This window comes from Shimia sp. R9_1, from assembly GCF_017743775.1.
GTDB lineage: Bacteria > Pseudomonadota > Alphaproteobacteria > Rhodobacterales > Rhodobacteraceae > Shimia.
Map to the genome: position 1 here is coordinate 362,507 of NZ_JAGHRN010000004.1, position 24,069 is coordinate 386,575.

23 protein-coding genes are annotated in these 24,069 nt (G+C 59.2%); 15 read left to right on the forward strand and 8 right to left on the reverse strand.

Annotated elements, in window-relative coordinates:
• Window positions 1-56 precede the first annotated feature (56 nt).
• The 4 genes from J7399_RS15085 to ssb form a co-directional block, all read right to left on the reverse strand.
• A complete protein-coding gene (locus J7399_RS15085; protein ID WP_209087228.1) occupies window positions 57-1,682 on the reverse strand; it encodes a fasciclin domain-containing protein in 1,626 nt (541 codons plus the stop codon).
• Between the two features lie 138 nt (window positions 1,683-1,820).
• The gene (gene pepT / locus J7399_RS15090) at window positions 1,821-3,062 is read right to left on the reverse strand and encodes a peptidase T (RefSeq protein ID WP_209087230.1); all 1,242 of its coding nucleotides are present in this window, start codon (window positions 3,060-3,062) and stop codon (window positions 1,821-1,823) included.
• Between the two features lie 157 nt (window positions 3,063-3,219).
• Window positions 3,220-4,842: a peptidoglycan-binding domain-containing protein gene (locus J7399_RS15095; protein WP_209087232.1), complete on the reverse strand. Its 1,623-nt coding sequence runs from the start codon at window positions 4,840-4,842 to the stop codon at window positions 3,220-3,222.
• Window positions 4,843-5,103: 261 nt separating this feature from the next.
• The gene (gene ssb, locus J7399_RS15100) at window positions 5,104-5,622 is read right to left on the reverse strand and encodes a single-stranded DNA-binding protein (protein WP_209087234.1); all 519 of its coding nucleotides are present in this window, start codon (window positions 5,620-5,622) and stop codon (window positions 5,104-5,106) included.
• 216 nt (window positions 5,623-5,838) lie between these two features.
• On the opposite strand from ssb, the gene J7399_RS15105 reads away from it, so the two are divergent.
• Window positions 5,839-6,432 (forward strand): lytic transglycosylase domain-containing protein, encoded by a 594-nt coding sequence (locus tag J7399_RS15105; protein WP_209087236.1) that lies wholly within the window; start codon window positions 5,839-5,841, stop codon window positions 6,430-6,432.
• A 9-nt stretch (window positions 6,433-6,441) separates the two neighbouring features.
• Here the strand turns inward: J7399_RS15105 and J7399_RS21210 are convergent, their stop codons facing one another.
• Window positions 6,442-7,395, reverse strand: a complete 954-nt coding sequence (locus J7399_RS21210) for an AraC family transcriptional regulator (protein WP_209087238.1) — start codon at window positions 7,393-7,395, stop codon at window positions 6,442-6,444.
• Between the two features lie 132 nt (window positions 7,396-7,527).
• The gene (gene miaA / locus J7399_RS15115; RefSeq protein ID WP_209087240.1) at window positions 7,528-8,406 is read right to left on the reverse strand and encodes a tRNA (adenosine(37)-N6)-dimethylallyltransferase MiaA; all 879 of its coding nucleotides are present in this window, start codon (window positions 8,404-8,406) and stop codon (window positions 7,528-7,530) included.
• Window positions 8,407-8,523: 117 nt separating this feature from the next.
• On the opposite strand from miaA, the gene pyrH reads away from it, so the two are divergent.
• A complete protein-coding gene (gene pyrH, locus J7399_RS15120; protein ID WP_247738765.1) occupies window positions 8,524-9,258 on the forward strand; it encodes a UMP kinase in 735 nt (244 codons plus the stop codon).
• 74 nt (window positions 9,259-9,332) lie between these two features.
• Here pyrH and J7399_RS15125 read toward each other — a convergent pair whose 3' ends face one another.
• Complete coding sequence (locus tag J7399_RS15125) at window positions 9,333-10,157, reverse strand: formate/nitrite transporter family protein (protein ID WP_247742908.1); 825 nt, start codon at window positions 10,155-10,157, stop codon at window positions 9,333-9,335.
• Window positions 10,158-10,432: 275 nt separating this feature from the next.
• Between J7399_RS15125 and frr the strand changes: the two genes are divergently transcribed.
• The 12 genes from frr (at window position 10,433) to J7399_RS15185 (ending at window position 22,444) form a co-directional block, all read left to right on the forward strand.
• The gene (gene frr / locus J7399_RS15130; RefSeq protein ID WP_209063229.1) at window positions 10,433-10,999 is read left to right on the forward strand and encodes a ribosome recycling factor; all 567 of its coding nucleotides are present in this window, start codon (window positions 10,433-10,435) and stop codon (window positions 10,997-10,999) included.
• Window positions 11,000-11,003: 4 nt separating this feature from the next.
• Window positions 11,004-11,738 (forward strand): isoprenyl transferase, encoded by a 735-nt coding sequence (locus J7399_RS15135; protein WP_209079165.1) that lies wholly within the window; start codon window positions 11,004-11,006, stop codon window positions 11,736-11,738.
• Window positions 11,735-12,517 (forward strand): phosphatidate cytidylyltransferase, encoded by a 783-nt coding sequence (locus J7399_RS15140; protein WP_348539473.1) that lies wholly within the window; start codon window positions 11,735-11,737, stop codon window positions 12,515-12,517. The genes J7399_RS15135 and J7399_RS15140 overlap by 4 nt, the downstream gene beginning before the upstream one ends.
• A gap of 24 nt (window positions 12,518-12,541) precedes the next feature.
• Window positions 12,542-13,711, forward strand: coding sequence for a 1-deoxy-D-xylulose-5-phosphate reductoisomerase (gene dxr / locus J7399_RS15145; RefSeq protein WP_209087242.1), 1,170 nt, complete (start codon window positions 12,542-12,544; stop codon window positions 13,709-13,711).
• A 33-nt stretch (window positions 13,712-13,744) separates the two neighbouring features.
• Window positions 13,745-15,091 carry an RIP metalloprotease RseP gene (gene rseP, locus J7399_RS15150; protein ID WP_209087244.1) on the forward strand — a complete coding sequence of 449 codons (1,347 nt, stop codon included), beginning with the start codon at window positions 13,745-13,747 and terminating at the stop codon, window positions 15,089-15,091.
• 478 nt (window positions 15,092-15,569) lie between these two features.
• A complete protein-coding gene (bamA, locus tag J7399_RS15155; protein WP_209087246.1) occupies window positions 15,570-17,915 on the forward strand; it encodes an outer membrane protein assembly factor BamA in 2,346 nt (781 codons plus the stop codon).
• 6 nt (window positions 17,916-17,921) lie between these two features.
• Window positions 17,922-18,503, forward strand: a complete 582-nt coding sequence (locus tag J7399_RS15160; RefSeq protein WP_209087248.1) for an OmpH family outer membrane protein — start codon at window positions 17,922-17,924, stop codon at window positions 18,501-18,503.
• Window positions 18,504-18,619: 116 nt separating this feature from the next.
• A complete protein-coding gene (gene fabZ / locus J7399_RS15165) occupies window positions 18,620-19,084 on the forward strand; it encodes a 3-hydroxyacyl-ACP dehydratase FabZ (protein ID WP_209079160.1) in 465 nt (154 codons plus the stop codon).
• A gap of 5 nt (window positions 19,085-19,089) precedes the next feature.
• Window positions 19,090-19,887, forward strand: a complete 798-nt coding sequence (gene lpxA, locus J7399_RS15170) for an acyl-ACP--UDP-N-acetylglucosamine O-acyltransferase (RefSeq protein WP_209087250.1) — start codon at window positions 19,090-19,092, stop codon at window positions 19,885-19,887.
• 24 nt (window positions 19,888-19,911) lie between these two features.
• Complete coding sequence (lpxI, locus tag J7399_RS15175; RefSeq protein ID WP_209087252.1) at window positions 19,912-20,712, forward strand: UDP-2,3-diacylglucosamine diphosphatase LpxI; 801 nt, start codon at window positions 19,912-19,914, stop codon at window positions 20,710-20,712.
• Window positions 20,712-21,869, forward strand: coding sequence for a lipid-A-disaccharide synthase (gene lpxB / locus J7399_RS15180; RefSeq protein ID WP_209087254.1), 1,158 nt, complete (start codon window positions 20,712-20,714; stop codon window positions 21,867-21,869). The genes lpxI and lpxB overlap by 1 nt, the downstream gene beginning before the upstream one ends.
• On the forward strand, window positions 21,866-22,444 hold the full coding sequence (locus tag J7399_RS15185; RefSeq protein ID WP_209087256.1) for a hypothetical protein: 579 nt from the start codon (window positions 21,866-21,868) through the stop codon (window positions 22,442-22,444). The genes lpxB and J7399_RS15185 overlap by 4 nt, the downstream gene beginning before the upstream one ends.
• Before the next feature lie 42 nt (window positions 22,445-22,486).
• Here J7399_RS15185 and mnmA read toward each other — a convergent pair whose 3' ends face one another.
• Entirely contained in the window at window positions 22,487-23,632 is a 1,146-nt protein-coding gene (mnmA, locus tag J7399_RS15190; protein WP_209087259.1) for a tRNA 2-thiouridine(34) synthase MnmA, read from the reverse strand.
• Window positions 23,633-23,756: 124 nt separating this feature from the next.
• On the opposite strand from mnmA, the gene J7399_RS15195 reads away from it, so the two are divergent.
• A complete protein-coding gene (locus tag J7399_RS15195; protein WP_209079154.1) occupies window positions 23,757-24,035 on the forward strand; it encodes a DUF1153 domain-containing protein in 279 nt (92 codons plus the stop codon).
• The last annotated feature ends 34 nt before the right edge of the window (window positions 24,036-24,069 follow it).

Sequence of the window (24,069 nt, forward strand, 5' to 3'; positions counted from 1 at the left end):
CCTACCTATGCGCCGCTATGTGAGCCGGACGGTGCCGGCTCACTCGGGGTTTTCTATCAGATGAAGACAAAGTCGCTTTCGTCCAGATAGCGCGAATGCAGCGTGATGGAGCCGTTGCCGCCTTCAATTGTGGCGATGCGGCCGCTGAACGCGGTGTTGTCCATGACGGCCGCGTAATCGGCGAAGTCAGATGTGCTCACCACGATAGTGTCATGCCAGCCAAAATCGCTGATGGTGTCATCGCCGCTGAGCGTGATGAAGTTGAACTCATCCGCGCCCCAACCGCCGTGCAGCTTGTCGTCGCCTTCGCCGCCAATCAGCGAGTCATGGCCACTGCCGCCGCGCAGGACGTCATTGCCGTCGCCGCCATCGAGCAGATCATTGCCGCGACCACCTTTCATGTAGTCGTTGCCACCATCGCCGAACATGCGGTCGTCACCCCAGCCGCCGAACATGCGATCGTCGCCGCTGCCGCCAAACTGGATGTCATCACCGAGCCTGCCATACATGCGGTCATTGCCTGCACCGCCGATCTGGATGTCGTCGCCTTTGAAGCCGCCGCTGAGGTAATCATCCGCCGCGCCGCCAATTTGCACGTCATCGCCAAAGGAGCCGCGGTCCCAGACAGGGGAGACATCGGCAATGTCGATGGGGAGGAGCACGGAGTCGATCACATGGATTTCGCCGTTTGAGGCTTCGATGTCGGTGAGGCCTTCGACAAAGTTGGGGTTGGCGCGACCGGGATCGGCGTCGTTGAGGCTGTTGCCATCAACCACAAAGCGGCCGCCCTCAAGCGCTGTTTCCACTAGGCGGCCTTCCTGAATGTCGGCAAGGGATTTGCCGCCTGCCTGCACGTGATAGAGCAGCACGTCGCGCACCAGATCGATGCCAACGGCGCCCACAATCGCGCCGGGCAAATCGGCGTCAGCGATTCCTGTGGTGTCAACGCCCAACTCTTCGGCCAATGCGCGGAAGGCATCATCGGTGGGGGCAAAAACGGTGAAGTCGTTGTTGGGATCGGTGAAGAGGTCGACCAAACCTGTGGCAACAAGCGCGCCGACAAGTGCCTCGAAGGCGGGGTTGCCGGAGGCGATGTCCGCGATGGTGGGCTGCGCGTTGGCTTCGGCCACGTCGATGGGTAGCAGCACGCGGTCGATCACATGGATTACGCCATTGGTGGCCTGAATGTCGGTGAGACCCTCGACAAATTCCGGGTCTTCCACATCAGGGTCAGCGTCATTGAGCGTGTCGCCGTCCACGCCAAAGCTGACGTCGCTCAGCAGGGTATCTACCGAGCCGCTGTTTTGCACGTCCTCAAGGGAGCTGCTACCAGCTTGCACGTGGTAGAAGAGAATGTTGGTGAGCGTCGGAACACCCACTGCGTTGACGATTTCTGTTGCGATTTGGGTTTCTGAGAGGCCGGTGGTGTCGATGCCCAGCGTATCACGCGCCAGGATTTCGAAGGCTTCATCGGTTGGGGCAAAGACGGTGAAATCGCCGGGGTCGAGGAATGTCTGGGTCAGACCAGCTGCATTCAGCGCGGCGACCAGAATATCAAAGTTTCCGTTGGTCGAGGCGATCTCTGCAATGGATTGTGTTGGAGAGGGGGGCGGTGCGGGCTCGGGGTCGTGGAGATTGAGACGCTCCAGCAACCGCTTCAAGAAGGCTTCGAAAAAGTTCATTGTCTTCTCCCATTTGTTTTCAATGGGAGGGTTACGTAAGCGACAATTTCACGGATGTTCACGAAGCTGTGAGCTGTTGTGGCCTCGGCAAAGACCCGCCAGAAGGAACTGGCGGGTCGTGCGGGGGAGGATGGCGCGTTAGGCGCTGCGCTGCACCAAATTGAGTATCACGCGGGTGGCACTGGCCATGTCCTGCACCGAAATCCACTCCAGCGGGCCGTGGATCTCCATCATGCCGGTGAAGATATTGGGGCAGGGCACGCCTTTTTCGGTGAGCTGAGAGCCGTCTGTTCCGCCGCGAATGGGCACGGATTTTGGCTCAAGACCCTCTGCGCGAATGGCGTCGCGGGCGAGCTCCACCGGGGTCATGTCTTTCTCCAGCCAATAGCGCATGTTGCGGTATTGTTTGGTGATGTCGCAGGTCACTGTGGCACCGGGGAAAGCTGCCTCGGCCTTGCTGCACGCGGCATTGAGGCGGGTGGCCTGTGCTTCCAGATCCTCCATCTCAAAGGCGCGCAGGATAAACCGGAGTGTGGTTTGCGAGCTGCCACCTTCCTGAGCGTAGATATGGGTGAAGCTTTCGCGGCCATCGGTGGTTTCCGGCGTGGTGCCGACCTCATCCAGCTCAGAGATGATCTGAGCCGCCACATGTAGCGCGTTGGTCATCTTGTCCTTCGCATAGCCCGGATGGGCGGAGGTGCCGGTGATGGTCACCACGGCGCCGTCGGCTGAAAAGGTTTCATACTCCAAGGTGCCGCGCTGGGCGCCGTCGAGCGTATAGGCGAAATCCACGCCAAAATCGCCGGGCAGATCAGGGTGCACACCGCGTCCGATTTCCTCATCCGGCGTGAAAGCAAGGCGCACCTTGCCGTGTGTGAGGCCCGGTGTGGTCAGCAGGTGCTCTGCCATGGTCATGATGATCGCGACGCCCGCCTTATCATCAGCGCCCAGCAGGGTGAGGCCGGAGGCGGTGATGATGTCTTCGCCGTCTTTGCCGGACAGATAGGCCGAGGTTTCGGGGGAGAGGATCAGATCAGGATTGTCTGGATAGGTGATGGGGGTGCCGTCCCAGCCATGGATCACGCGGGGTTTGACGCCGGTGGCGTTGAACTGCGGGGCGGTGTCCACATGGGCGCAAAAGCCAATGGTTGGCGCGTTATGGTCTGTTGCCGGGACAGTGGCGAGCACGGCACCATAAGAAGTGAGGGTCACGTCTGATGCGCCAATGCGCTCAAGCTCGGCCACCAGATGGCGGGAGACATCGAGCTGGATTTTGGTGGATGGCGTGGTTTCTGAGTGTTCGTTGCTTTGGCTGTCGATGGCGCAATAGGCGACCAGACGCGCCTCAAGCGCGCGGTCAAAATTGGGATAATCAGACACGCTTTGTCCTCACGTTGATGCTGTTTTTCTTAACATAGGCAGCATTTGCGCGAGGGGGTAGGGGCTTGGCACAATCCTGTGCAATTGGCAGCAAAAAGCCCCGGCTGCGAGATGCGGGCCGGGGCTTTGAGCGGGTTTTCAGAGGCCAGCGTTTGCCTCAGTCGCCAAGCGAGATTGTTGGCAATGCGGCTGCGGGCTGCACCAGAGGTGCGGCACCGGAGTCGGCCAGCACTGCGGCCTCCAGAAGCGCGGTGCGCTCGGTCTGACCCGGGGCAAAGACCGGCTCGGCCCCGTTGTTCAGGGCGTCAATCGCGGAGGTGTACCACGCCTGCGCCTGATCGGTGTTGGTGGCGACCCCAAAACCGTGTTGCAGGTGATGGGCGATCAGCTCGCCGTAAGGCTTCTGACCGATGGCGGACATGATCAGCGCAGAGCCAAGGGCCACCTGCATGTCATCGCGGCGATAGGCCGAGAAGAGGCAGATTTGCGCGGTGTCCTGCAATTGCTCCAGCGACATATTGGAGTTCAACACAAAGCTCTGCACCTCTGACTGAAGTTGAGCAGGGGCAGCGGTGGAAAGCTTGCCCACATAAGGCGCAAGCACGGGGCCAAAGGCGTCACATTGCTGATCGACCTGCGCCTGAGTGGCACCCTGCACCGATTGCATGAGTTTTTCACCGTTGGCCACCGTGTAGGTGCGTGCAAGGCAGAATTGCTCACTCAGTACAAAATCGGGGTCGGTGATCTTGGAGACGGTGGTGAAGCCGCCATTGGAGCTTGTGAGCAGACCGACCTTGCCGCAATAGCCAGCGAGGGATTTTTCCGGCGCGGCGGGTTGCGCTGTCTGGAAGAGAGTGAGGCTCTGGGCCGATGGTTCCTGAGCGGCCACGGGCACGGTTGCGGGGGCCGTTGCCGGGACAGTCACTGGCGCTGCTGGGGCTGGAACAACCGGCACTTCAGGTGCGGCGGCTACCTGGGTTGTGGCTGAGTCGTTCAGGCGGCAGGTGGACTGGTGACAAGAGAAGCTTGTCGGAGTGGCCACATGGCTGAGGAAGTCGTTTCGGGTGAAGCCGCTGGGGCCTGAGGCAAAGACCATCACGGTACAGTCTTTGGCCCCGCACCAATAGGCGCTGCCGGACACAGAGGTGTCCAGAATGTAGTCGGTTTTGCCGTCGCCATTGAGGTCTGCAAGCTGGATGAAGCCCGAGCGTTGCAAGAGCTGCTCCGCACTTGGATCGGAGCTTTGTGCCACTTCGTCGATGGCGTTTGAGACCTCAACCGGCATGCCACCATAGATCGTGCCGGAGGGGCCGCCATGGACTTCGGCATACCAAGTGGTGAGCAGGCTGCGGACGCCGTGCTGGTGGGTCTGCATGGCTTTCACCACCTGCGGGCCGCCAACCTGTGCGCGGTTGTAGGAGGACACGAGGAAGTCACGCTCATAAGGCGAGAGGCGGCCGGTGGCCGGAAAGCCGACGTAGCTTTGATATTGAATAATTGCAGAGCGGGAGCGCGCGCCAAGCACACCATCCGGCGTGCCAGCCGGGAAGCCAAAATAGTTGAGCGCGCTCTGGGTTTCGCGGTTTTGGGCGCGGGTGGCGGAATAATAAGCGGCGCTGGAGCGTTGTCTGGCTTTGTTCTTTTGGGCGCTCGATACGATGGCACCACCGACAATGGCACCCGCAATGGCGGCGCCGAGATCGCTGGCCATGGCCGGCGCGGTTGTCGAGGTCGCCAGAAGCGCCGCTGCGGCAGTTGTTTTGATAGATTTAGAAAACACGTCTATCTCCCTGATACGTAAGTATGACTTTGCAGAGAGACCACGCGCTCGTCGGTGCTTTTGAGGATATGTCCTCTTGGTGCACCACCCAACTCAACCATGAACTCTCTAACAGAAATGAGTGCGTACTGACATTGAGTGTCCCTTAGTTTTAAGGTTCTGGCAAGTCCGCATTTCCGGATGTGACAGGCCGTGGGGGCAACAAAAAAGGGCCGGCGGATGCCGACCCTTTCCAAATATCTCTCCGTCTGCCGCTGAGGCTTAGAACGGGATTTCGTCGTCCATGTCACGGCTTGGGGCGCCGCCGCCCTGATTGCCGCCGCCAAAGCCGCCACCGCCGCCTTGATCATAGCCACCGCCGTAGCCGCCGCCCTGATCGTAGCCACCACCGCCGCCACCAAAGCCGCCACCGCCGCCTTCGCCACCGGAGCGGCCATCGAGCATGGTCAGAACGCCGTCAAAGCCCTGCAGCACCACTTCGGTGGAGTAGCGATCCTGACCGGATTGATCCTGCCATTTGCGGGTCTGCAGCTTGCCCTCGACATAGACTTTGGAGCCTTTGCGCAGGTATTGCTCTGCAATGCGCACCAGGCCTTCCTGAAAGATTGCAACAGAGTGCCATTCGGTGCGCTCGCGGCGCTCACCGGTGTTGCGGTCTTTCCAGGTTTCAGAGGTGGCGATGCGCAGGTTGCAGACCTTGCCGCCATTCTGGAACGAGCGCACCTCTGGGTCGCGGCCCAGGTTGCCAATGAGAATTACTTTGTTCACCGATCCGGCCATACGCCTATCACTCCCACGGATTCTATCAGTCGATTTGGATCACCATACACCACCGCAAGTCGCGAATGGGAAGCAGTTTCTTGTGGAAAAGCTGGGTTTGCGGGTCACTCTGGGCGATCGAATTTCCAGATGACGGGGCTGTGTCTGGAAAAAATTTCACGATTTGATATAGAAAAGTTCGGAATCATGGTGGAGCGGGCGCACATGCGCAGGATCATGGCACGGAGTTTGGGGGCGCTTGTGGGCGCGGTGGTGGTTACTGGTCTGACGGTCGGCACGGCAGCGGCGCAATCTGTTTCAAGCAAGTCTCAAGCCCGGTTATTTAAAAATCAGACACGGGTGCTGGATGGTCGGGCTGCGGAGCAATACCGCAATTCGGTGCGTCTTAAGCCCAAGCCGGTCTACACTCCCTCCAAATGGGGGGATGGCAGCTACAACGGCAAATACCGTGGGCCTTATCTGGCCATGGCGCGGGAGGCGGCCTTGCTGCATGGGGTGCCGGTTGATCTGTTTCTGAAGCTGGTGCAGCAGGAAAGCAACTGGAACGCCAAAGCGAAATCGCACAAAGGGGCGTTGGGGTTGGCGCAGCTGATGCCCGGCACCGCGCGGGCGTTGCGGGTGGATCCGCTTGATCCTCAGCAGAACCTTGAAGGGGGCGCGCGCTATCTCAAGCAGCAGTATCTGAAGTTTGGCAGCTGGCGGTTGGCGCTGGCGGCTTATAACGCAGGTCCGCATGCGGTGGAGAAATACGGCGGCGTGCCACCATTCAAAGAGACCCGCAACTACGTGCGCAAGATTTTGGGCGGCTGAGGGCGTCGGCTAAACGCCACGTGCCTGTTTGCGCAGCTTGCTGGGCGCGGCGCCAAAGTGTTGCTGGCAAAACCGCGTGAAATAGGCGGCGCTGCCAAAGCCAAGGGCGCCTGAGATGCGGTTGATCGGCAGATCGCTTTCCATCAACAGGCTGCGGGCCCGGTGTTGCACCATTTGTGAAAGCATCTCTGCGGCGGTGATGCCAGCGGATTGGCGGCAGACACGGGTGAGATGTGTCGGTGTGATGTCGAGCTGTTCTGCATACCAGGCCATGGGATTGCCCGAGGTGAACTCCTGCGCCAGAAGATCGCAGAAGTGACGCACCAGCCGCTCGGTTGCGCGGGCGCGCGGGGCCGGGCCCTCGCGGTCGATGGCGCGCCGGAGTGTGACAGAGAGCAGCTGCGCATGGGCGTTTAAGGCGTCATTCATCAAGGGGCGCAGGTCGTTGCATTCGCGGCGCATTGCATCAAGAATGCCCGTAAATTCAACCTGTTCGGCGCTGTCATTTAAGCGGATCAGATGCGCTTGGTCCGGCAGGGGGATGCGTCCGTCGTTGGGCAGCAGCGTTGCCAGCCCTTGCACTTGTGGGCCAAGTTCGATGGAGAACAAGTGTCCCGCAGGCACAAAGATCACATTATAGGCGCTGAAGCCGCGACGGCGGCCATGCAGGAGGGCGCGGCCCTGTCCGCGGGTGGTCCAGAGCACCATGTGATGGTCGCGTTGATGCAGCTGTTCAAGCTTCCAGCGCGCGGTCTGGCTGGCGCCTACCAAACTGGTGACGGTGATGTCGGAGACTGGCTGATCCGGTTGGCGCAAGGCCGCGCGTTTGGTGCGCGGTGTGCGTGGTTTGATGGTTTTGGGCAGGGCTTTGGACGGGGCTTTGGGCGCGGCGTCTTGCGTCGGTTTGGACCCCATGCCAGGCCGCGTCATGAACGACGGGATATTGATCGTCTTCTCAGTCACCTTGGCGGGGACTTAAGCGCGGCGGAATAGATTCGGGCAAGCTTTTGGATAACGCAGACCGATCTGTGCCAAAATCTGCCATCAGAATAGGCGCTTCAGTGGAGAACCGCCTGCACGGGTTGGCGGGCAGTTTCAATCGGTTGGGTTGTAGTGATGCCATTTGGACATTTTGGAGCGAAACCATGTGCGCTGGCGCTTGGCGAATTGGCGCGTGGCGATGGTGGCGCGCTCGCGGGCCCCATCCAAAGTGAGGGTTCCGCGCAGATGGGCGATGAGCTCGGGGGCGCCGATCGCCTTGGCGGAAAGCTGCGTCGGGTCAAAAGTGGCTAGGTTTGACTGCGCCTCTTCCAACGCGCCTTCCTGCAACATGAGATCAAAGCGGCGGGCAATGCGAGCGTTGAGCCAGTCTTTGTCCACATCAAAGACAATCGGCATTGTGTCGGAAAGCGGCAGGAGGGGCGGGGGCGTGTCGTCTTGCCATTCCGCCAGCGGGCGGCCTGTTGCGGTGAGCACTTCCCAAGCCCGCTGTACGCGCATCGGGTTTTGTATGTCGATGCGGGCGCGGGTTTCAGAATCAAGCTCTGCCAGCAATGCCTCGAATCCCTCCGAAGCGACGCGGGCGTTGGCAGCAAGGCGCAGATCAGGCGGTGTGGCGGGGATATCGGCTAATCCTTGGGTGAGCGCTGTAAAATAAAGGCCGGTGCCGCCAACAATGATCGGGCGGGGGCCGTCATTTAAAAGAGGAGCGACATCGCGCAGCCAATGGCCGACAGAATATTCTGCGGATCCCGGAACATGACCGTAAAGGCGGTGCGGCGCCCGTGCTTCATCCTCGACAGAGGGGCGGGCGGTCAGCACGCGCCAATTGCCAAACACTTGAATTGCATCGGCATTTACGATCACGCCGCCCTGCGTTTCGGCGATTTCCAGCGCCAGGGCGCTTTTGCCGCTGGCGGTGGGGCCTGCGATCAGGACCGGCTGATCCGGCGCGATGGATGGCAAAGATGGCATGAAGTGGCCCGGCTTTTGAGAGTTTGTGCGGAAAGCAGGCAACTCTCGCATTGAACCCGCGCCCGTTTTCCGACATTTTGCGCGCAATCCTAAAACGATGCGCAGATGGAGTGCAACATGAGCGACGCCGCCGTTCCCGCCGAGGTGACCTTTAACCGTGTGATGTTGAAGATTTCGGGGGAGGCGTTGATGGGAGATCAGGGCTTTGGCCTGCATCCGCCCACGATTGAACGCATCGCCAAGGAAGTGAAATCCGTTCACGACATGGGCGTTGAGATCTGCATGGTGATTGGTGGCGGCAATGTGTTCCGCGGCCTGTCCGGTGCGGCCCAAGGGATGGAGCGCACCACTGCGGACTATATGGGGATGCTGGCCACTGTGATGAACGCGCTGGCGATGCAGAGCGCGCTTGAGGGACTTGGTGTCTTCACCCGTGTGATCAGCGCGATCCGTATGGATGAGGTGGCAGAGCCTTACATCCGCCGCCGCGCAGTGCGCCACCTTGAGAAAAAGCGGGTTTGCATTTTTGCTGCAGGCACCGGCAACCCTTATTTCACCACCGACACGGCTGCGACGCTGCGTGCCAATGAGATGGCCTGTGAGGCGATCTTTATGGGCAAGAACGGTGTGGACGGGATCTATGACAAAGACCCGGCGGAACATGACGATGCGGTGCGCTTTGACGCGATCAGCTATGATGACGTGCTGACCAAACGCCTGAAGGTGATGGACGCAAGCGCGATTGCCTTGGCGCGTGACAACAACCTGCCTTTGATCGTGTTCCCGCTGGATGAGCCGGGCGGGTTCCGCGGCATTCTTGGCGGCAAGGGCACCTACACAAAGGTGAGCTGAGCCTAGGCCTTTATGAGATGTTTTTGGAGCGCAGCAGGTTTCGGCCCGCTGCGCTTTTTCTTTGCCAGTTGGGGTTACTCCGCAGGCACAGGGTGCTCGTCGGCGAGGTTGCGGCCGTAGGCCAGACGGTAGGCAAGCGCCACGATCCCGGCACCGCCGATGATATTGCCAATCAGAACAGGCACCAAGTTGCCCATGAGCGCGGCGAAGCTGACTTCTGCACCTGATAGAGCGCCTGCGGGGATCAGGTACATATTGGCGATGGAGTGCTCCAGACCGATGGCCACAAAGGCGGAGACCGGCCACACGATGGATAGGATCATGCCAAGTGTGGAGCGCGCAGACACCGCGAGCCAGACCGCCAGACACACCAGCGCATTACACAGAATGCCACGGCAGAAAGCTTCCAGCGGTGTGAGGGCAATTTTGGCCTCGGCAATGGCTGCAGCGCGGGTGCCGTGGGAGCCATCCAACAGGCCCGATCCCTGCACCAGAAGCAGCACAGCGATACAGCCAAGCGCATTGCCGACCAGCACAACCGCCCAATTGCGCAAGAGCGCTTTGGTGGTGATGCGTTTGTCGACATAGGCCATCACGATCATGGTGTTGCCGGTGAAGAGCTCTGCGCCGCCGATGACCACCAGAATGAGGCCGAGGGAAAACGCAATGCCGCCCATCAGTTTGAGGGCGCCATTGATGTCGGCAAATCCGGATGTTGTCTGAGTGAAGAAGAGCGCGCCAAAAGAGATAAATGCGCCGCCAAGGATCGAGAGGGTGATGAGCGGGAGAAGCGGCATTTCCGCTTTGGTCACGCCGGACAGTCTGACCAGACGGGTGATTTCGGCTGGTTTGTGGGCGTCCAGTCCGCCGGCGCTCATGTTGGGAATCATTCTGCTCATGGGAGGTATCCTGAGATAGGGGTCTTTCGAATCCTTATAAAAATTATCAGGTACTGTCGCGATGAGGAAAACGACCTTTCAGAGCGGCTTTGCGCAGGCCCCATAGCAGCTTGCGCAATGGTGACAGAAAGCGCGCGAGAAAGAGGCGGCAAAACTGCAGCGTTTGGCAGAGGTAGGGGAGAGGGGACTTCACCGTCCCTGTGCGGTGCTATACAAAGAATGGACAATAGCCTATGAGCGTTACCAGCAGAACATGAAAGACTGGAAGAGCAGCAATGTCTGACCAAGAATTTGAACTTGATACCGATGACCTGACGCGCCGCATGGATGGTGCAATGGGGGCTCTCAAAACCGAATTTGCCTCGCTGCGGACCGGCCGCGCCTCGGCCACGATGCTGGAGCCGGTGATGGTGGATGCCTATGGCTCCAAGACGCCAATCAACCAGGTGGGAACCGTGAACGTGCCGGAGCCACGCATGGTAACCGTGAACGTCTGGGACAAATCGCTGGTGAGCGCGGTTGAGAAGGCGATCATGAACTCCGGCCTTGGTATCAACCCGCAGACCAACGGCACCATCGTGATGCTGCCGATCCCTGAGCTGAACGAAGAGCGCCGCACCGAGCTGGCGCGTGTGGCGGCGCAATATGCCGAGCACGCCCGCGTGGCGATCCGCAACATCCGTCGTGATGGTATGGACCAGATCAAGAAAGCCAAGGGCGACGGCATGTCTGAGGACGACCAGAAGCTCTGGGAAGGCGAAGTGCAGGAGTTGACCGACAGCTACATCAAGCAGGTCGACAGCGCGCTGGAAAACAAACAGTCCGAAATCATGCAGGTATAAGCACATGGCTGAGGACCTTCCCGCGACCGCTACACGTTCCGGCCCGCGACATGTGGCCATCATTATGGATGGCAATGGCCGTTGGGCACAGGCGCGCGGGCGGCCTCGGCTGTTTGGGCACCATGCAGGCGCCAAGCGTGTCAAAGAGATTGTACGCGCTTGCTCGCCGCTGGGTGTTGAGTATCTGACGATTTTTGGGTTTTCGACGGAGAACTGGAAGCGGACACAGGCCGAGGTGGCCGGGCTCATGAGCCTGTTCCGCCAGTATATTCGCAAAGAGGCGCGCTCTCTGAAAGCAGAGGGCGTGCGGGTGCGCTTTATTGGCGACCGCCCCGGTCTGGATGTGAAACTGCAGGCCCTGATGGATGAGCTTGAAGAGCTGACCGCAGAGAACACCGGCGTCAACCTGACCATTGCGCTGAACTATGGCGGGCGGGACGAAGTCGCGCGGGCCACGCAGCGGTTGGCGCAGGATGTGGCGGCCGGCAATCTGAAGCCGGAAGATGTGAACGAAGAGACCTTGCCCAAGTATCTGGACACCTGCGTGCTGCCGGATCCGGATCTGGTGGTGCGCACCAGCGGTGAGGCGCGGATCTCCAACTTCCTGCTGTGGCAGTCCGCATATGCGGAATATGAATTTATCGACACGCTGTGGCCGGATTTCTCCAAAGAGGAGTTCCGCAAGCTGGTGGAAGCCTACTCGACCCGTGATCGCCGCTTTGGAGCCGTGAGCGCGTGAGCAGCGCCGGGAAGGACAGCGGGATCTGGGGGGATCTGCGAGCGCGGGTCGCATCTGCGCTGGTGATGCTTCTGGTTGGTGGTGTGGCCATCTGGCAGGGCGGCGTGCTGTTCCATGAACTGGTCGTGGTGATCTGTGCCGGAATGATCTGGGAGCTGACCCGGATGCTGAACGGCGGTGACGGACGCAGCGCCATCGTGGTGGCGGTGATTGCCGCAGCGGCGCTGTTGGCGACCTATGTGTTGCCGGGGCAGGCGATTGGGCCGGTGCTGGCGGCAGTAGGCTTTGTCGGTGCAGGTCAGGCTAAGAAATATCGTTTGATTTATGGCGCTTACGCGATTGGCCTGATGTTTGCCTGCTATGGTCTGATTGTGCTGCGTGATGTGCGCGGGGCCTATTGGCTGTTGTGGCTTGTCTCTGTGGTGGTGGCCACGGATATCGCGGGCTACTTCGCAGGGCGCATGATCGGCGGGCCGAAATTTTGGCCGAAGGTGAGCCCCAAAAAGACCTGGTCCGGCACGATTGCGGGCTGGGTTGCGGCGGCCTGTGTCGGCTTAGCCTTTGGCGGCACCACCCTGATTGTCCTGAGCATTCTGACCTCCTTTGCCTCACAGATGGGCGACGCGGCGGAGAGCGCGCTGAAACGCAAGACCGGGATTAAGGACAGCTCCAATCTGATCCCCGGACATGGTGGCCTGCTTGATCGCTTTGACGGGATGATGGGCGGCGCGCTGCTTGTGTTGTTGATGGGCGTCGTTCTGGGCCTGCCTGCAACGTAAAACCGGTGACAAGAGACTGGTAAAATGAGAAAAGTTTCCATTTTTGGCGCCACCGGATCGATTGGTCAGAACACCATTGATCTGATCCGGCGCGATCCTGCGGCTTATGATGTTGTGGCGCTGACAGGCGGGCAGAACATTGCGCAATTGGCAGAAGATGCGATTGCGCTGAAGGCCGATGTGGCGGTGACCGCCAATGAGGCGCTGCTTGATGATCTGCGCGACGCACTTGTAGGCAGCGGCATTGAGGCGGCTGCAGGGGCAAGGGCGATTGCAGAGGCTGCGGCACGGCCTGCAGACTGGGTGATGAGCGCGATTGTCGGCGCTGCGGGCCTGGCCCCGGGGCTGGTGGCGTTGCAGCAGGGGGCGACCCTCGCGCTGGCCAACAAGGAATCTCTGGTCACGGCTGGCCATCTGATCATGGGCACCGCTGAGAAACACGGCGGTCGTATCCTGCCGGTGGACAGTGAACATTCTGCGGTGTTTCAGGGTCTCGTCGGCGAAGATATGGACGCGGTGGAGCGCATCATCATCACCGCCAGCGGCGGGGCGTTCCGGGATTGGACCCTGGAAGATATGGCGCGCGCCACGCCGGAGCAGGCCAGCAGCCACCCGAATTGGAACATGGGGCAGCGGATCACCGTGGACAGCGCCTCGATGTTCAATAAGGCGTTGGAGGTCATTGAGACCAAAGAGTTTTTCGGCTGCGCGCATGAGCAGATCGAAGTGCTTGTACATCCGGAATCGCTGGTGCACGCGCTGGTGGGCTTCAAAGACGGAGCGCTGATGGCCCATGTGGGGCCGCCGGACATGCGCCATGCGATTGGCTATGCGTTGCATTGGCCGGAGCGCAAGGATCTGCCGGTATCCCGACTGGATCTGGCGCAAATCGGTTCATTGCATTTCCGCGCGCCGGATCTGGAACGCTACCCCGCGCTGCGGCTGGCGCATGAGGTGCTGGAAATCGGTGGGCATGCGGGGGCGATGTTCAATGCCGCCAAAGAGCGGGCGCTGGATGCCTTCCTTGATCACCGCATTGGCTTTTTGCAGATGGCCGAAGTGGTGGAGGAGGTGCTTGCGCAGCTTTCTCCCTCACATTGCCTCAAGAATGCCGAAATGAGCCTTGATACGGTGATGGAAACTGACCATCTCGCCCGCAAGACTGCGGATGAGATCATGCAAAAAATGGCTTAAGGCCGCCAGAAGCGCCAAAAAGAGGACGTGCATTTGGATATTTCGACGCTAATCCCGAGTTTCGGCAGCGGCGCCCTAACGGTTGTTTGGTTTGTGGTGGCCTTGTCGATCATCGTGGCGATCCACGAATACGGCCATTACATCGTTGGCCGCTGGAGCGGAATCGGCGCGGATGTGTTTAGCATCGGGTTTGGCCCCGTGCTGTGGTCGCGCGTGGACAAACGCGGCACGCAATGGCAACTCGCCGCGATCCCGCTGGGCGGATATGTGAAATTCAAAGGTGACGCCAATGCCGCAAGCGGCAAGGATGGCGAGGCCATGGCGGAAATGAGCGACGCCGAGCGCCGGGCGACCATGCATGGTGCACCGCTTTGGGCGCGGGCCGCCACCGTTCTGGCGGGGCCGGTGTTCAACTTCATTCTGTCGCTGATCATTTTTGCCGCGGTGATGATGTCCAACGGGCAGGTGGGCGACAAGCTTATTGTTGGCGACATGCGCGATCTGCCCAATGCTCCCTATACCTTGCAGGAAGGCGATGTGGTGCGCGCGATCAATGGCGAGACGCTGCCTTCTTTTGATGAACCCGGCGCATTTGATGACTTCTGGGACGAGATGGCAAAGCAGGATCCGCTTCCTTATGGGGTGAGCCGTGCGGGAGAAGAGATCGAGGTTTCCGGGCCATATCTCTATCCACCTTTGGTGCTTTCGCTGGCACCGCGTTCGGCGGCGTATAATGCGGGGCTTGAGGTTGGCGATGTGTTCACGGCAATTGACGGCACCCCGATTGTTGCGTTCTCCGAACTGAAAGAGGCGGTGGAATCCGGGGAAGGGCGCACATTGTTGCTGACCGTTCAGCGGGACGGTGAAAAACAGGAATTTGCGCTGACACCCCGCCGTGTGGATGAGCCGCAGGCGGATGGCGGTTTCGTCACCAATTGGCGGATCGGCATTGGCGGCGGCCTGGCCTTTGAGCCTGCCACGGAAGCCCTGCCATTTGGCGATGCTGTTGTGGCCGGCGCGCGCCAGACCGTGCGGATCATGGAAGGCTCGCTGAGCGGACTTTATCATATGGTCACCGGTGCGATCAGCAGCTGTAACCTGTCTGGTCCGGTCGGGATTGCGCAGACCTCAGCCGCGATGGCGAGCCAGGGCACCCAGAGCTTCATCTGGTTCATTGCGGTGCTGTCCACCGCGATTGGATTGCTGAACTTGTTTCCGATTCCAATGCTGGATGGCGGCCATCTTGTGTTTTACGCCTATGAGGCGGTGGCGGGGCGTCCTCCTGCGGACGGTGTGCTGCGCGTGCTGATGATGGGTGGTTTGATGATCGTGCTGGGCATGATGCTGTTTGGCCTGACAAACGATCTTTTCTGCCCCTGATCACAGGGTTTTTGATACCCGCTTTCTGGCGGGGCTGAGTTAACCATATGGGCGCGCAGATCATCTGTGCGCCCAAATTTTGCCCTATTCTAAGGTTACTATTGTTTAACGATACTGCATTGGGATGTGGGAAATGCAAACGATTACAAGTGGATATCGCGCAATTGGCCTGTTGATTGATGTCAACTGGGAGAGATTCCTTTATCCGTCGGCGGTTGTGGTTGGCCTGTTAATCGGGGCTTACATCAGCAGCCTGATCCACTGATCGCCGGGATGTGACAGGGGCAGACCACCCGGTTTGGTGCGCGCCCTTTGATCTCAATGAGTTACAAGATGATGTGGCGTCGCGGTCTACGTGCGCCACAATTTGCTATGTTGGCTATAGGAAACAATGGCGATTTTCGTGCCATTGCAGTTTTGACATCGCCGGGTATTCCCGCTACTCACATGCTATACAGGGATACTTCGGAGTTTGGGAATGACCAAACAAGCATGTGCTTTGGTAACAACCAAAGACCGTGACGAGGCGCAGAGCAGGCGTTTTGTGACAGGAATTTATGGTCTGGCTTTTGCGGCAGCGATGACACTGCCAACGCTTGGCCATGCCCAGAACTACAATTTTGGCTCCATTCGCGTGGATGGGAACCAGCGGATCGAGTCTTCTGCGATCACCAATTATGCGGGATTGCAGACCGGTACGCCGGTGACTGGTGGCCAGTTGAACGCTGCCTATCAACGGGTGCTGGAAAGCGGCCTGTTTGAGACTGTCGAGCTGGTGCCAAGCGGCAATACGCTGACGATCAAGGTGACCGAATACCCAACCATCAACCGCATCAGCTTTGAAGGCAACCAACGCCTGAAAGACGACGCGCTTGAGGGCTTGGTTGAGTCCGAGCCGCGCCGCGTTTTGAACCCGACGGTTGCCGAGCGCGATGCCGCGCGCATAACGCAGGCCTATGCGGAATCCGGTCGTTTGGCGGCCCGTGTGACCCCGCGGATCATTCGCCGCAGCGAGAACCGCGCCGATCTGGTGTTTGAAGTCTTTGAAGGCGGGATCGTCGAGATCGAGCGCATCGGCTTTGTGGGCAACCAGAACTTCGGTGACAGCCGTCTGCGCCGCGTGTTGGGCACCAAGCAGGCTGGCCTGTTGCGTGCCTTCTTCCAGCAAGACACATTTGTGAATGACCGCATCGAATTTGATAAGCAGGTTCTGCGCGATTTCTATCTGTCCCGCGGTTATGTGGATTTCCGTACCCTCAGTGTGAACGCCGAGCTTTCCCGTGAACGCGACAGCTATTTTGTCACGTTTAACGTTGAAGAGGGGCAGCAGTTCAAATTTGGCCAGATCACCGCATCAAGCGATATCGAAGGGCTGGATCCGCAAGAGTATCTGGAAACCCTGCGTCTGAAGCCGGGGGTGGTTTACACGCCGAGCCTGGTTGAAAGCTCGATTGCACGCATGGAACGCTTTGCGCTGAAGCAGGGGCAAGATTTCCTCCGTGTGGAGCCGCGCATCACGCGCAACGATCGTGATCTGACGCTGGATGTGGATTTTGTCATCACCCGTGGCCCGAAGATCTTTGTCGAGCGTATCGACATTGAGGGCAACACCACCACACTGGACAAGGTGATCCGTCAACAGTTCCGTATTGTGGAAGGCGATCCGTTCAACCCGCGTGAAATCCGTGAGAGTGCTGAGCGCATTCGTGCGCTGGGGTTCTTCTCTTCTGCGGAAGTGAATGCACGTGAGGGCAGCAGTCCAAGCCAGGTGATTGTGGATGTGGATGTCGAAGAGCAGCCAACCGGCTCGCTGTCTTTGGGTGGCACATACTCCACCAACGACGGTATCGGTCTTGCAATCCGCTTTAATGAATCCAACTTCCTCGGGCGCGGTCAGAACCTCGGCGTGTCGTTCTCGACCTCCTCGGACATCGTGGACTACGGGCTTTCGTTCCAGGAGCCGGCCTTCCTTGGGCGAGATTTGAGCGCAGGGTTCAATCTGTCATATCGCGAGTTTGAACCAAGCGATGCGCGTTTCACCAACACGGTTGGTGATTTTACGCCGGCCATCGGTTTCCAGCTGGGCGAAAATTCCCGGATGCAGCTGCGCTATTCGCTTGTGAACTCCGATTTGAGCGTCCCGGTTGACGCTGCTCTTAACGGTACGCTGATCAACCAGGAAGCGGCGCGGGGTGACATCTGGAAGAGCGCGCTGGGATATACCTATCGCTATGACACACGCCGGTCGGGTCTTGATCCGACACGTGGTGTGCTGCTTGAGTTCAGCCAGGATTTTGGCGGCATCGGCGGAGACTACACCTATATCGAAACCACCGGCCGTGCCGTTGCGGAGACGCTGGCCTGGAACGAAGAAGTTACATTGCGGGCCACATTTGAAGGGGGGGCACTGTATTCTCCTGATGATGACAGCCGTGTCGATGACCGCTTTATCGTAACAGCACGTAACATCCGTGGTTTTGAACCTTATGGTGTTGGTCCGCGTGAACAGGGTGCAGGTTTTGACGACGCTTTGGGCGGCAACTTCTACGCCGTGGCGCGATTTGAAGCGGAATTCCCTCTTGGTTTGCCAGAGGAACTGGGACTGCGTGGTGGTCTATTCTATGACGTCGGCTCGCTCTGGGGGCTGGATCAAACCTCAAACAATGTGGTGGGCGAGGACTTTTCGCTGCGCCATGTGATCGGGGCGTCGATCTTCTGGACCACGCCGATTGGTCCGCTGCGCTTTAACTTCACCAAAGCACTGCAGAAAGAAGACTTTGACCGCGAGCAGACGTTTGACTTCACGATCAGCGCTCAGTTCTGATTTGTGATGCGGCGACTGGTAGCAGGTTTTGCAATTGTGGTGGCGGGGCTTTTTCAAGCGCCCGCCACTTTCGCGCAGGAGGAGGCGCGCGCGCCGCAAGAGGTGCCGGCCGCAGCCGTTTTGACCGTGGACAGCGATTTGATGTTCTCCCAATCGCTGTTTGGCCTGCGGGTGACGCAGGAGCTGGCAGCGGAAGAGGCGGTGCTTCTGGCAGAAAACCGGAGCATTCAGGCCGAGTTGACGGCGGAAGAACGTGAGCTGACCAATCAGCGCGAAGGGATGGATCCCAAGGCGTTTCGCGCCGTTGCCGATGCCTTTGACGCGCGTGTTGTGCAGATACGGAATGAACAGGAGCAAAAGTCGCGCAATATTGAGGTGCAGCGACAGCGGGAAGAAGAGGCTTTCATTCGCGCAGCCAGCCCGATTTTGACGGACCTGATGCGGGAGGCAGGCGCCAGTGTGATTCTGGAGCGGCGGGAGGTGCTGTTGTCCGATCCCGCAATCGATATCACGCCGATGGCGATCAAACGGCTCAATCAAATTCTGGGAGATGGCCTTCCATCCGCGACAGACACGCCTGAAGAATGAATAAGCCGCGCCTTTCAGGCTTGGCCTAGAGGTCTGCCAAATCGGTCGTATGCTTGCCCCCGGCGTCTGGGATTGCTAGGGCTACTTCAACAAACAAGACGCAGCAGGAGCGCAAGATGTCTCAAGAGCTTAAGAGTGCCGATATTGGCCTGATCCAGCGGATCATTCCGCATCGCTACCCGTTTCTGCTGGTGGACAAGGTGGTTGATATTGACGGCTATGCCTCTGCGACGGGTATCAAGAATGTCACCATGAATGAGCCCCATTTTCAGGGCCATTTCCCGTCCAAGCCGATCATGCCGGGCGTCACCATCGTCGAAGCGATGGCACAGACCTCTGCGGTGATGGTTGGCGTTTCGCTGGGCATGGAAGACAAAGAACTGCTGGTCTACTTCATGGGCATCGACAAATGTAAATTCCGTCGCATGGTGGTGCCTGGAGATGTGCTGGAAATGCGCGTGACCACGACACGCGGCAAGCCGGGCGGCAAAGTCTGGAAGTTTGCGGGCACCGCAACCGTTGACGGAGAAGTGGCCTGTGAAGTTGAATTCACAGCCATGATGGATTTGCCCAAGGAGTGAGCCTCATGGGAATTTCTGAAACCGCTGAGATCCACGGATCTGCGGTCATTGAAGACGGCGCGCGCATCGCGGAGGGCTGTGTTGTTGGTCCGTTCTGCGTGGTGGGCCCAAATGTCGTGCTGCACAAAGGTGTGGTGCTAAAAAGCCATGTGGTGGTGACCGGCAACACAGAGATCGGCGCGGAGACAGAGGTTTTCAGCTTTTCGGTGATTGGCGAAGTGCCACAGGATCTGAAGTTTGATGGCGAGGCCAGCAAACTCGTCATCGGTGAGCGCAACCGCATCCGTGAGCATGTCACGATGAACAGCGGCACCGAAGGCGGTGGCGGTGTGACTCGCGTGGGCGATGACGGCTTGTTTATGGCTGGCTGTCACATCGCACATGACGCGCAGATCGGCGATCGTGTGATCGTGGTGAATTCTGCCGCTGTGGCAGGCCACTGTATCATCGAAGATGACGTGATCATTGGCGGTCTGTGTGGCATCCATCAATGGGTGCGCATCGGTCGTGGTGCGATCATTGGTGCGGTCACAATGGTGACCAATGATGTGATCCCATACGGTCTTGTCCAAGGCCCACGTGGCGAGCTCGACGGGTTGAACCTTGTCGGGCTTAAGCGTCGCGGTGTTGCGCGCGCGGACATTACGGCGTTGCGTGCGGCCTTTCAGATGCTTGCGCAGGGTGAGGGTGCTTTTCTTGAGCGTGCGAGACGTCTGGGGGACGAATCTGACAGCGACTATGTGCAGGAAATTGTGGCCTTTGTGCTGGGCGAGACCGATCGCTCCTTCCTGACACCACGGTAAGCCCTAACTTCCGGCGAGGCTGAAATGAGCAAACTGGCGATCCTATGTGGCGGGGGCAATCTGCCGCTTGCATTGGCGGCTGCCAACCCTGAGGCCTATTGTGTGGTCTTTGAGGGTGTCGAGCACGCCATGACCGGGCAGGTACACACCCACCGGTTTGAGGAAATGGGCGGGCTGTTTGCTGCGCTGCATGACGCCGGTGTGACCCAGCTGGTGATGGCAGGCGGCCTTGGCCGGCCTGCGCTTGATCCGACACGGTTCGATGCCGGTATGATGGCGATTGCGCCGCGTTTGCTGCCTGCGTTGCAGGACGGGGACGATGCGATTTTGCGGCTGATCATTGCGGTTTTTGAAGAGCAGGGATTTGAAGTTGTTGGGGCGCATACATTGCTGCCGGAACTGTGCATCGAAGACGGGCTGGTTGCCGGGGTAGCGCCCTCAACGCAGTCGCTGGCCGATGCGGATCGCGCCTATGATATTCTGTCGGCGCTTTCACCGCTGGATGTGGGGCAGGGCGCTGTTGTGGCGGCTGGCCTGTGCCTGGGGATTGAGACTTTGCAGGGCACGGATGCTTTGTTGCGATTTGTCAGCGAAACCCCGCAGCCTTTGCGCCGGGGCAAAGGCGTGTTTGTGAAGGCACCAAAACGCGGGCAGGATCTGCGCGTGGACATGCCAGCCATCGGGCCGGGCACGATTGCCGCAGCGGCGGCAGCCGGTGTGGAAGGCATCGTTGTGGAGGCGGGCAAGGTGATGATCATTGATCGCGCCGAAACACTCGCAGCGCTAAAAGACAGTGGGTTGTTTCTAATGGGTCGGACGCTCTGATGAAGGTGTTTCTGGTCGCTGGAGAACTGTCGGGCGACCGGTTGGGCGGGGCCTTGATGGCGGGCCTGCGCCAATTGATGCCCAATGTCGAATTTGCGGGTGTTGGCGGGCCTTTGATGGGCGCGCAAGGGCTTGAGAGCCTGTTTCCCATGGATGAGCTGAGCGTGATGGGTATTGCAGAGGTGCTGCCCAAATATCGCCACCTCGTCAAACGGATGCATCAAACGGCGAAAGCGGTGCTGGACTGGCAGCCGGATGTTCTGATCACGATTGATATCCCGGATTTCTGCTTGCGCGTGGCACGCGAAGTTAAGGCCGCCAGCACCATCCGTTGTGTGCATTACGTGGCTCCGTCTGTCTGGGCCTGGCGCCCGAAACGCGCGCAGAAAATGGCGCGCTCTGTTGATCATGTGCTCGCGCTTTTGCCGTTTGAGCCGCCCTATATGGAAGCTGTTGGGCTGAGGTGTGATTTTGTCGGGCATCCGGTGGTCACGGAGCCTGTTGCAAACGCTGAAGAGGTTGCCGCCTTTCGGGCGCAGCATGGCATTGATGATGCGCCACTGTTGGTGGCATTGCCGGGATCGCGTCGCGGCGAAGTTGGAAGGCTCACGCCTGCGTTTGGCGAGGTGGTTGCGCGGTTAAAGCAGCAAAAGCCAGATTTGCAGGTGGTTGTGCCCGCGGCTGCACCGGTGGCGGATGCGGTGAAAGAGGTGGTGGCCGGATGGCCGCATGTGCCGATCGTGCTTGATCCGAATCTGATGGGGCCAGAGGAAGGGCTTGCGCAGAAACGCGCGGCCTTTGCGGCTGCGGATGTGGCATTGGTGGCTTCAGGCACTGTGTCGCTCGAGCTGGCGGCAAGCGCGACGCCGATGGTTGTGGCTTACGACATGAGCTGGCTGAGCTGGCAAATCATGAGCCGCATGGCGCTGATTGATACGGTGACGCTGGTTAATCTGGTTTCAGAAACACGCACCGTGGAAGAGTTCCTTGGCCCTGCGTTTCAGCCGGCAGACATTGCACCGGCCATTTTGCGCATATTGGACAACCCAGAGGCGCAACAGGCGGCCATGGCGTTGACCATGGAACGTCTCGGAAAAGGGCATGAAGCGCCGGGGCTGCGCGCCGCGCGTGCCGTGTTGGACGGCCTCGGCGCATGATGGAGACCGTCGCGCTGGCGGTTTCTTCTTGCCTGACCCATCTGGCGACCAATCTCGACAATCTGGTGGTGATGCTAGGGCTGATCCTGACGATGGGGCGGTTTCAGGTGATTGCGAGCTATATGCTGGCGCAGGTGCTTGTGCTCGCAATTGCCTTTCTGGTGGCCGAACGCGTGGACACAGAACTGCCGCTGCCTGTGGGCTATCTGGGACTGGTGCCTATCGGGCTTGGCCTCTGGGGGATCTGGCAACATCGCAGCGCGCCCGACACAGATGGGCAAATGCCAGTGGTGAAGGCAAACACTCTGGCGTTGGCAGTGCTGTTTCTGAGCCTGTCGTTTGACACTTTTGCGGTGTTCACACCGCTGCTGGCAGATTCCCGTGCGGTCTATTCGGCTCCGGTATTGGGAGGCGCGCTGATTTCAGCGCTTGTGGTTGCGGCCATCGGTGCCGCCAGCGGAGGTATCGCGCCAGATCGGATCGCAAAGGTGCAAAAGCTCGAAGGCTTTGCGCCTTATGTGATGATTGCTGTCGGCCTCTATGTTGTTTTGAACACAGCGACCGACGCGATTTAGAGCGGGCAGGTGGCTTAAGAGTTCACCCAGAAACTTGGCGGCTTAGTAGCCGCGCCAGATCCAGCCGCCGCCAAAGATGCGCGAGCTTTCATTGTCATAAAAGACGCAGGCCTGACCGGGGGACACGCCTTCTTCGGGTGTCAGTAATTCCACCTCTGCGGTGGTCGGGCCGGTTGGGCGGATGATGGCGTCGCGCGGTGGGCGTGTGGAGCGGACCTTGACGGCCACATGCCATTCTTGCTTGGAATCAAAAGGTTCGTCACCAAGCCAGTTGATCTCGCGCACAGGAATGATGCGGGTGGCCAGCATCTCTTTGGGACCGACCACAACCTGTTTCTTCTCAACGTCCAGTTTCACCACATAAAGCGGCTCGGTAAGCCCGCCGATGCCAAGACCGCGACGCTGCCCGATGGTGTAGTGAATGACGCCATTGTGGGTGCCACGCACATTGCCTTCGTGATCCACGATTTCGCCTGCGTCCGCCGCGCCGGGGCGCAGTTTCTCAATCACGCTGGCATAGTCGCCATTGGGCACGAAACAGATGTCCTGACTGTCTGGCTTGTCGGCCACCGAGAGACCGTACTCTGCCGCCAGCGCGCGTGTTGCGTCTTTGTTGGGCAGATGGCCCAGCGGGAAACGCAGGTAGTCGAGCTGTTCCGGCGTGGTGGAGAACAGGAAATAGCTCTGATCGCGGCGGGCGTCTTCGGCGGAATGCAGCTCTGCGCCTTGGGTGCCCATTTTGCGCTGGATGTAGTGGCCCGTGGCCATGCAATCGGCATCCAGATCCTTGGCCGTCTCCAAAAGATCCTTGAATTTCACCCGCTCATTGCAGCGGATACAGGGCACCGGAGTGGCGCCTGCGAGGTAGCTGTCGGCAAATTCGTCAATCACCGCGTCTTGGAAGATATTCTCGTAATCCAGGACATAATGCGGGAAGCCTTTTTCCTCGGCGACGCGGCGTGCATCGTGAATATCGATTCCCGCACAGCACGCACCTTTCTTCGCCAAAGCAGCACCATGGTCATAAAGTTGCAGTGTTACACCCACCACATCGTAGCCTTCGTCCGCCAATTGGGCTGCGACAACGGAGCTATCCACCCCGCCGGACATGGCAACGACCACGCGGGTTTCAGAAGGGGGCTTCGCAAAACCCAATGAATTAAGGGGTGTGTCGCTGTGAAGCGCCATGGTGAGTCTCTCCGGTCAGAAGTCGACGAGAATATAGGAAAATCTTAGATACTCTCAAGGGGCGCTTTAGGGCCTCGTTAAGTCCACTCGTAGAAAATTTTCCTCACGCGAGGAGATGGACGCAATGTTTTTGAAAAAAGTTGAGGGGCCAAGATGTGTTACCCTGTCAGACGGGCAGGTGATGACGCGGGCCGATTTGCCACCGGCCAATACCAAACGCTGGGTGGCATCACGCAAAGCTGCGGTTGTGCGCGGCGTGGCCTATGGGTTGATTACAAAGCGTGAAGCGCTTGAAACCTATCGATTAAGTGATGATGAGTTCAACGAATGGGTGACCGCTGTGTCGACCCATGGACAGGAGGCTTTGAAAGCGACAGCGGTGCAGAAATTTAGACAGAACTGATTTTGCCTCTTAACCTTCCTAAATTGGTAACGGC

Excerpts from the sequence above, each read along its gene's own strand:
- pyrH (WP_247738765.1), top strand. The coding sequence starts at position 8,524 with ATGAGCGACGCCGCCGTTCCCGCCGAGGTGACCTTTAACCGTGTGATG.
- dxr (WP_209087242.1), top strand. The coding sequence starts at position 12,542 with ATGAGAAAAGTTTCCATTTTTGGCGCCACCGGATCGATTGGTCAGAAC.
- J7399_RS15105 (WP_209087236.1), top strand. The coding sequence starts at position 5,839 with ATGGCACGGAGTTTGGGGGCGCTTGTGGGCGCGGTGGTGGTTACTGGT.
- J7399_RS15125 (WP_247742908.1), bottom strand. The coding sequence starts at position 10,157 with ATGAGCAGAATGATTCCCAACATGAGCGCCGGCGGACTGGACGCCCAC.
- lpxA (WP_209087250.1), top strand. The coding sequence starts at position 19,090 with ATGGGAATTTCTGAAACCGCTGAGATCCACGGATCTGCGGTCATTGAA.
- J7399_RS15185 (WP_209087256.1), top strand. The coding sequence starts at position 21,866 with ATGATGGAGACCGTCGCGCTGGCGGTTTCTTCTTGCCTGACCCATCTG.
- J7399_RS15135 (WP_209079165.1), top strand. The coding sequence starts at position 11,004 with ATGGCTGAGGACCTTCCCGCGACCGCTACACGTTCCGGCCCGCGACAT.
- miaA (WP_209087240.1), bottom strand. The coding sequence starts at position 8,406 with ATGCCATCTTTGCCATCCATCGCGCCGGATCAGCCGGTCCTGATCGCA.
- J7399_RS15160 (WP_209087248.1), top strand. The coding sequence starts at position 17,922 with ATGCGGCGACTGGTAGCAGGTTTTGCAATTGTGGTGGCGGGGCTTTTT.
- frr (WP_209063229.1), top strand. The coding sequence starts at position 10,433 with ATGTCTGACCAAGAATTTGAACTTGATACCGATGACCTGACGCGCCGC.
- J7399_RS15195 (WP_209079154.1), top strand. The coding sequence starts at position 23,757 with ATGTTTTTGAAAAAAGTTGAGGGGCCAAGATGTGTTACCCTGTCAGAC.
- fabZ (WP_209079160.1), top strand. The coding sequence starts at position 18,620 with ATGTCTCAAGAGCTTAAGAGTGCCGATATTGGCCTGATCCAGCGGATC.
- lpxI (WP_209087252.1), top strand. The coding sequence starts at position 19,912 with ATGAGCAAACTGGCGATCCTATGTGGCGGGGGCAATCTGCCGCTTGCA.
- bamA (WP_209087246.1), top strand. The coding sequence starts at position 15,570 with ATGACCAAACAAGCATGTGCTTTGGTAACAACCAAAGACCGTGACGAG.
- lpxB (WP_209087254.1), top strand. The coding sequence starts at position 20,712 with ATGAAGGTGTTTCTGGTCGCTGGAGAACTGTCGGGCGACCGGTTGGGC.
- mnmA (WP_209087259.1), bottom strand. The coding sequence starts at position 23,632 with ATGGCGCTTCACAGCGACACACCCCTTAATTCATTGGGTTTTGCGAAG.
- ssb (WP_209087234.1), bottom strand. The coding sequence starts at position 5,622 with ATGGCCGGATCGGTGAACAAAGTAATTCTCATTGGCAACCTGGGCCGC.
- J7399_RS15085 (WP_209087228.1), bottom strand. The coding sequence starts at position 1,682 with ATGAACTTTTTCGAAGCCTTCTTGAAGCGGTTGCTGGAGCGTCTCAAT.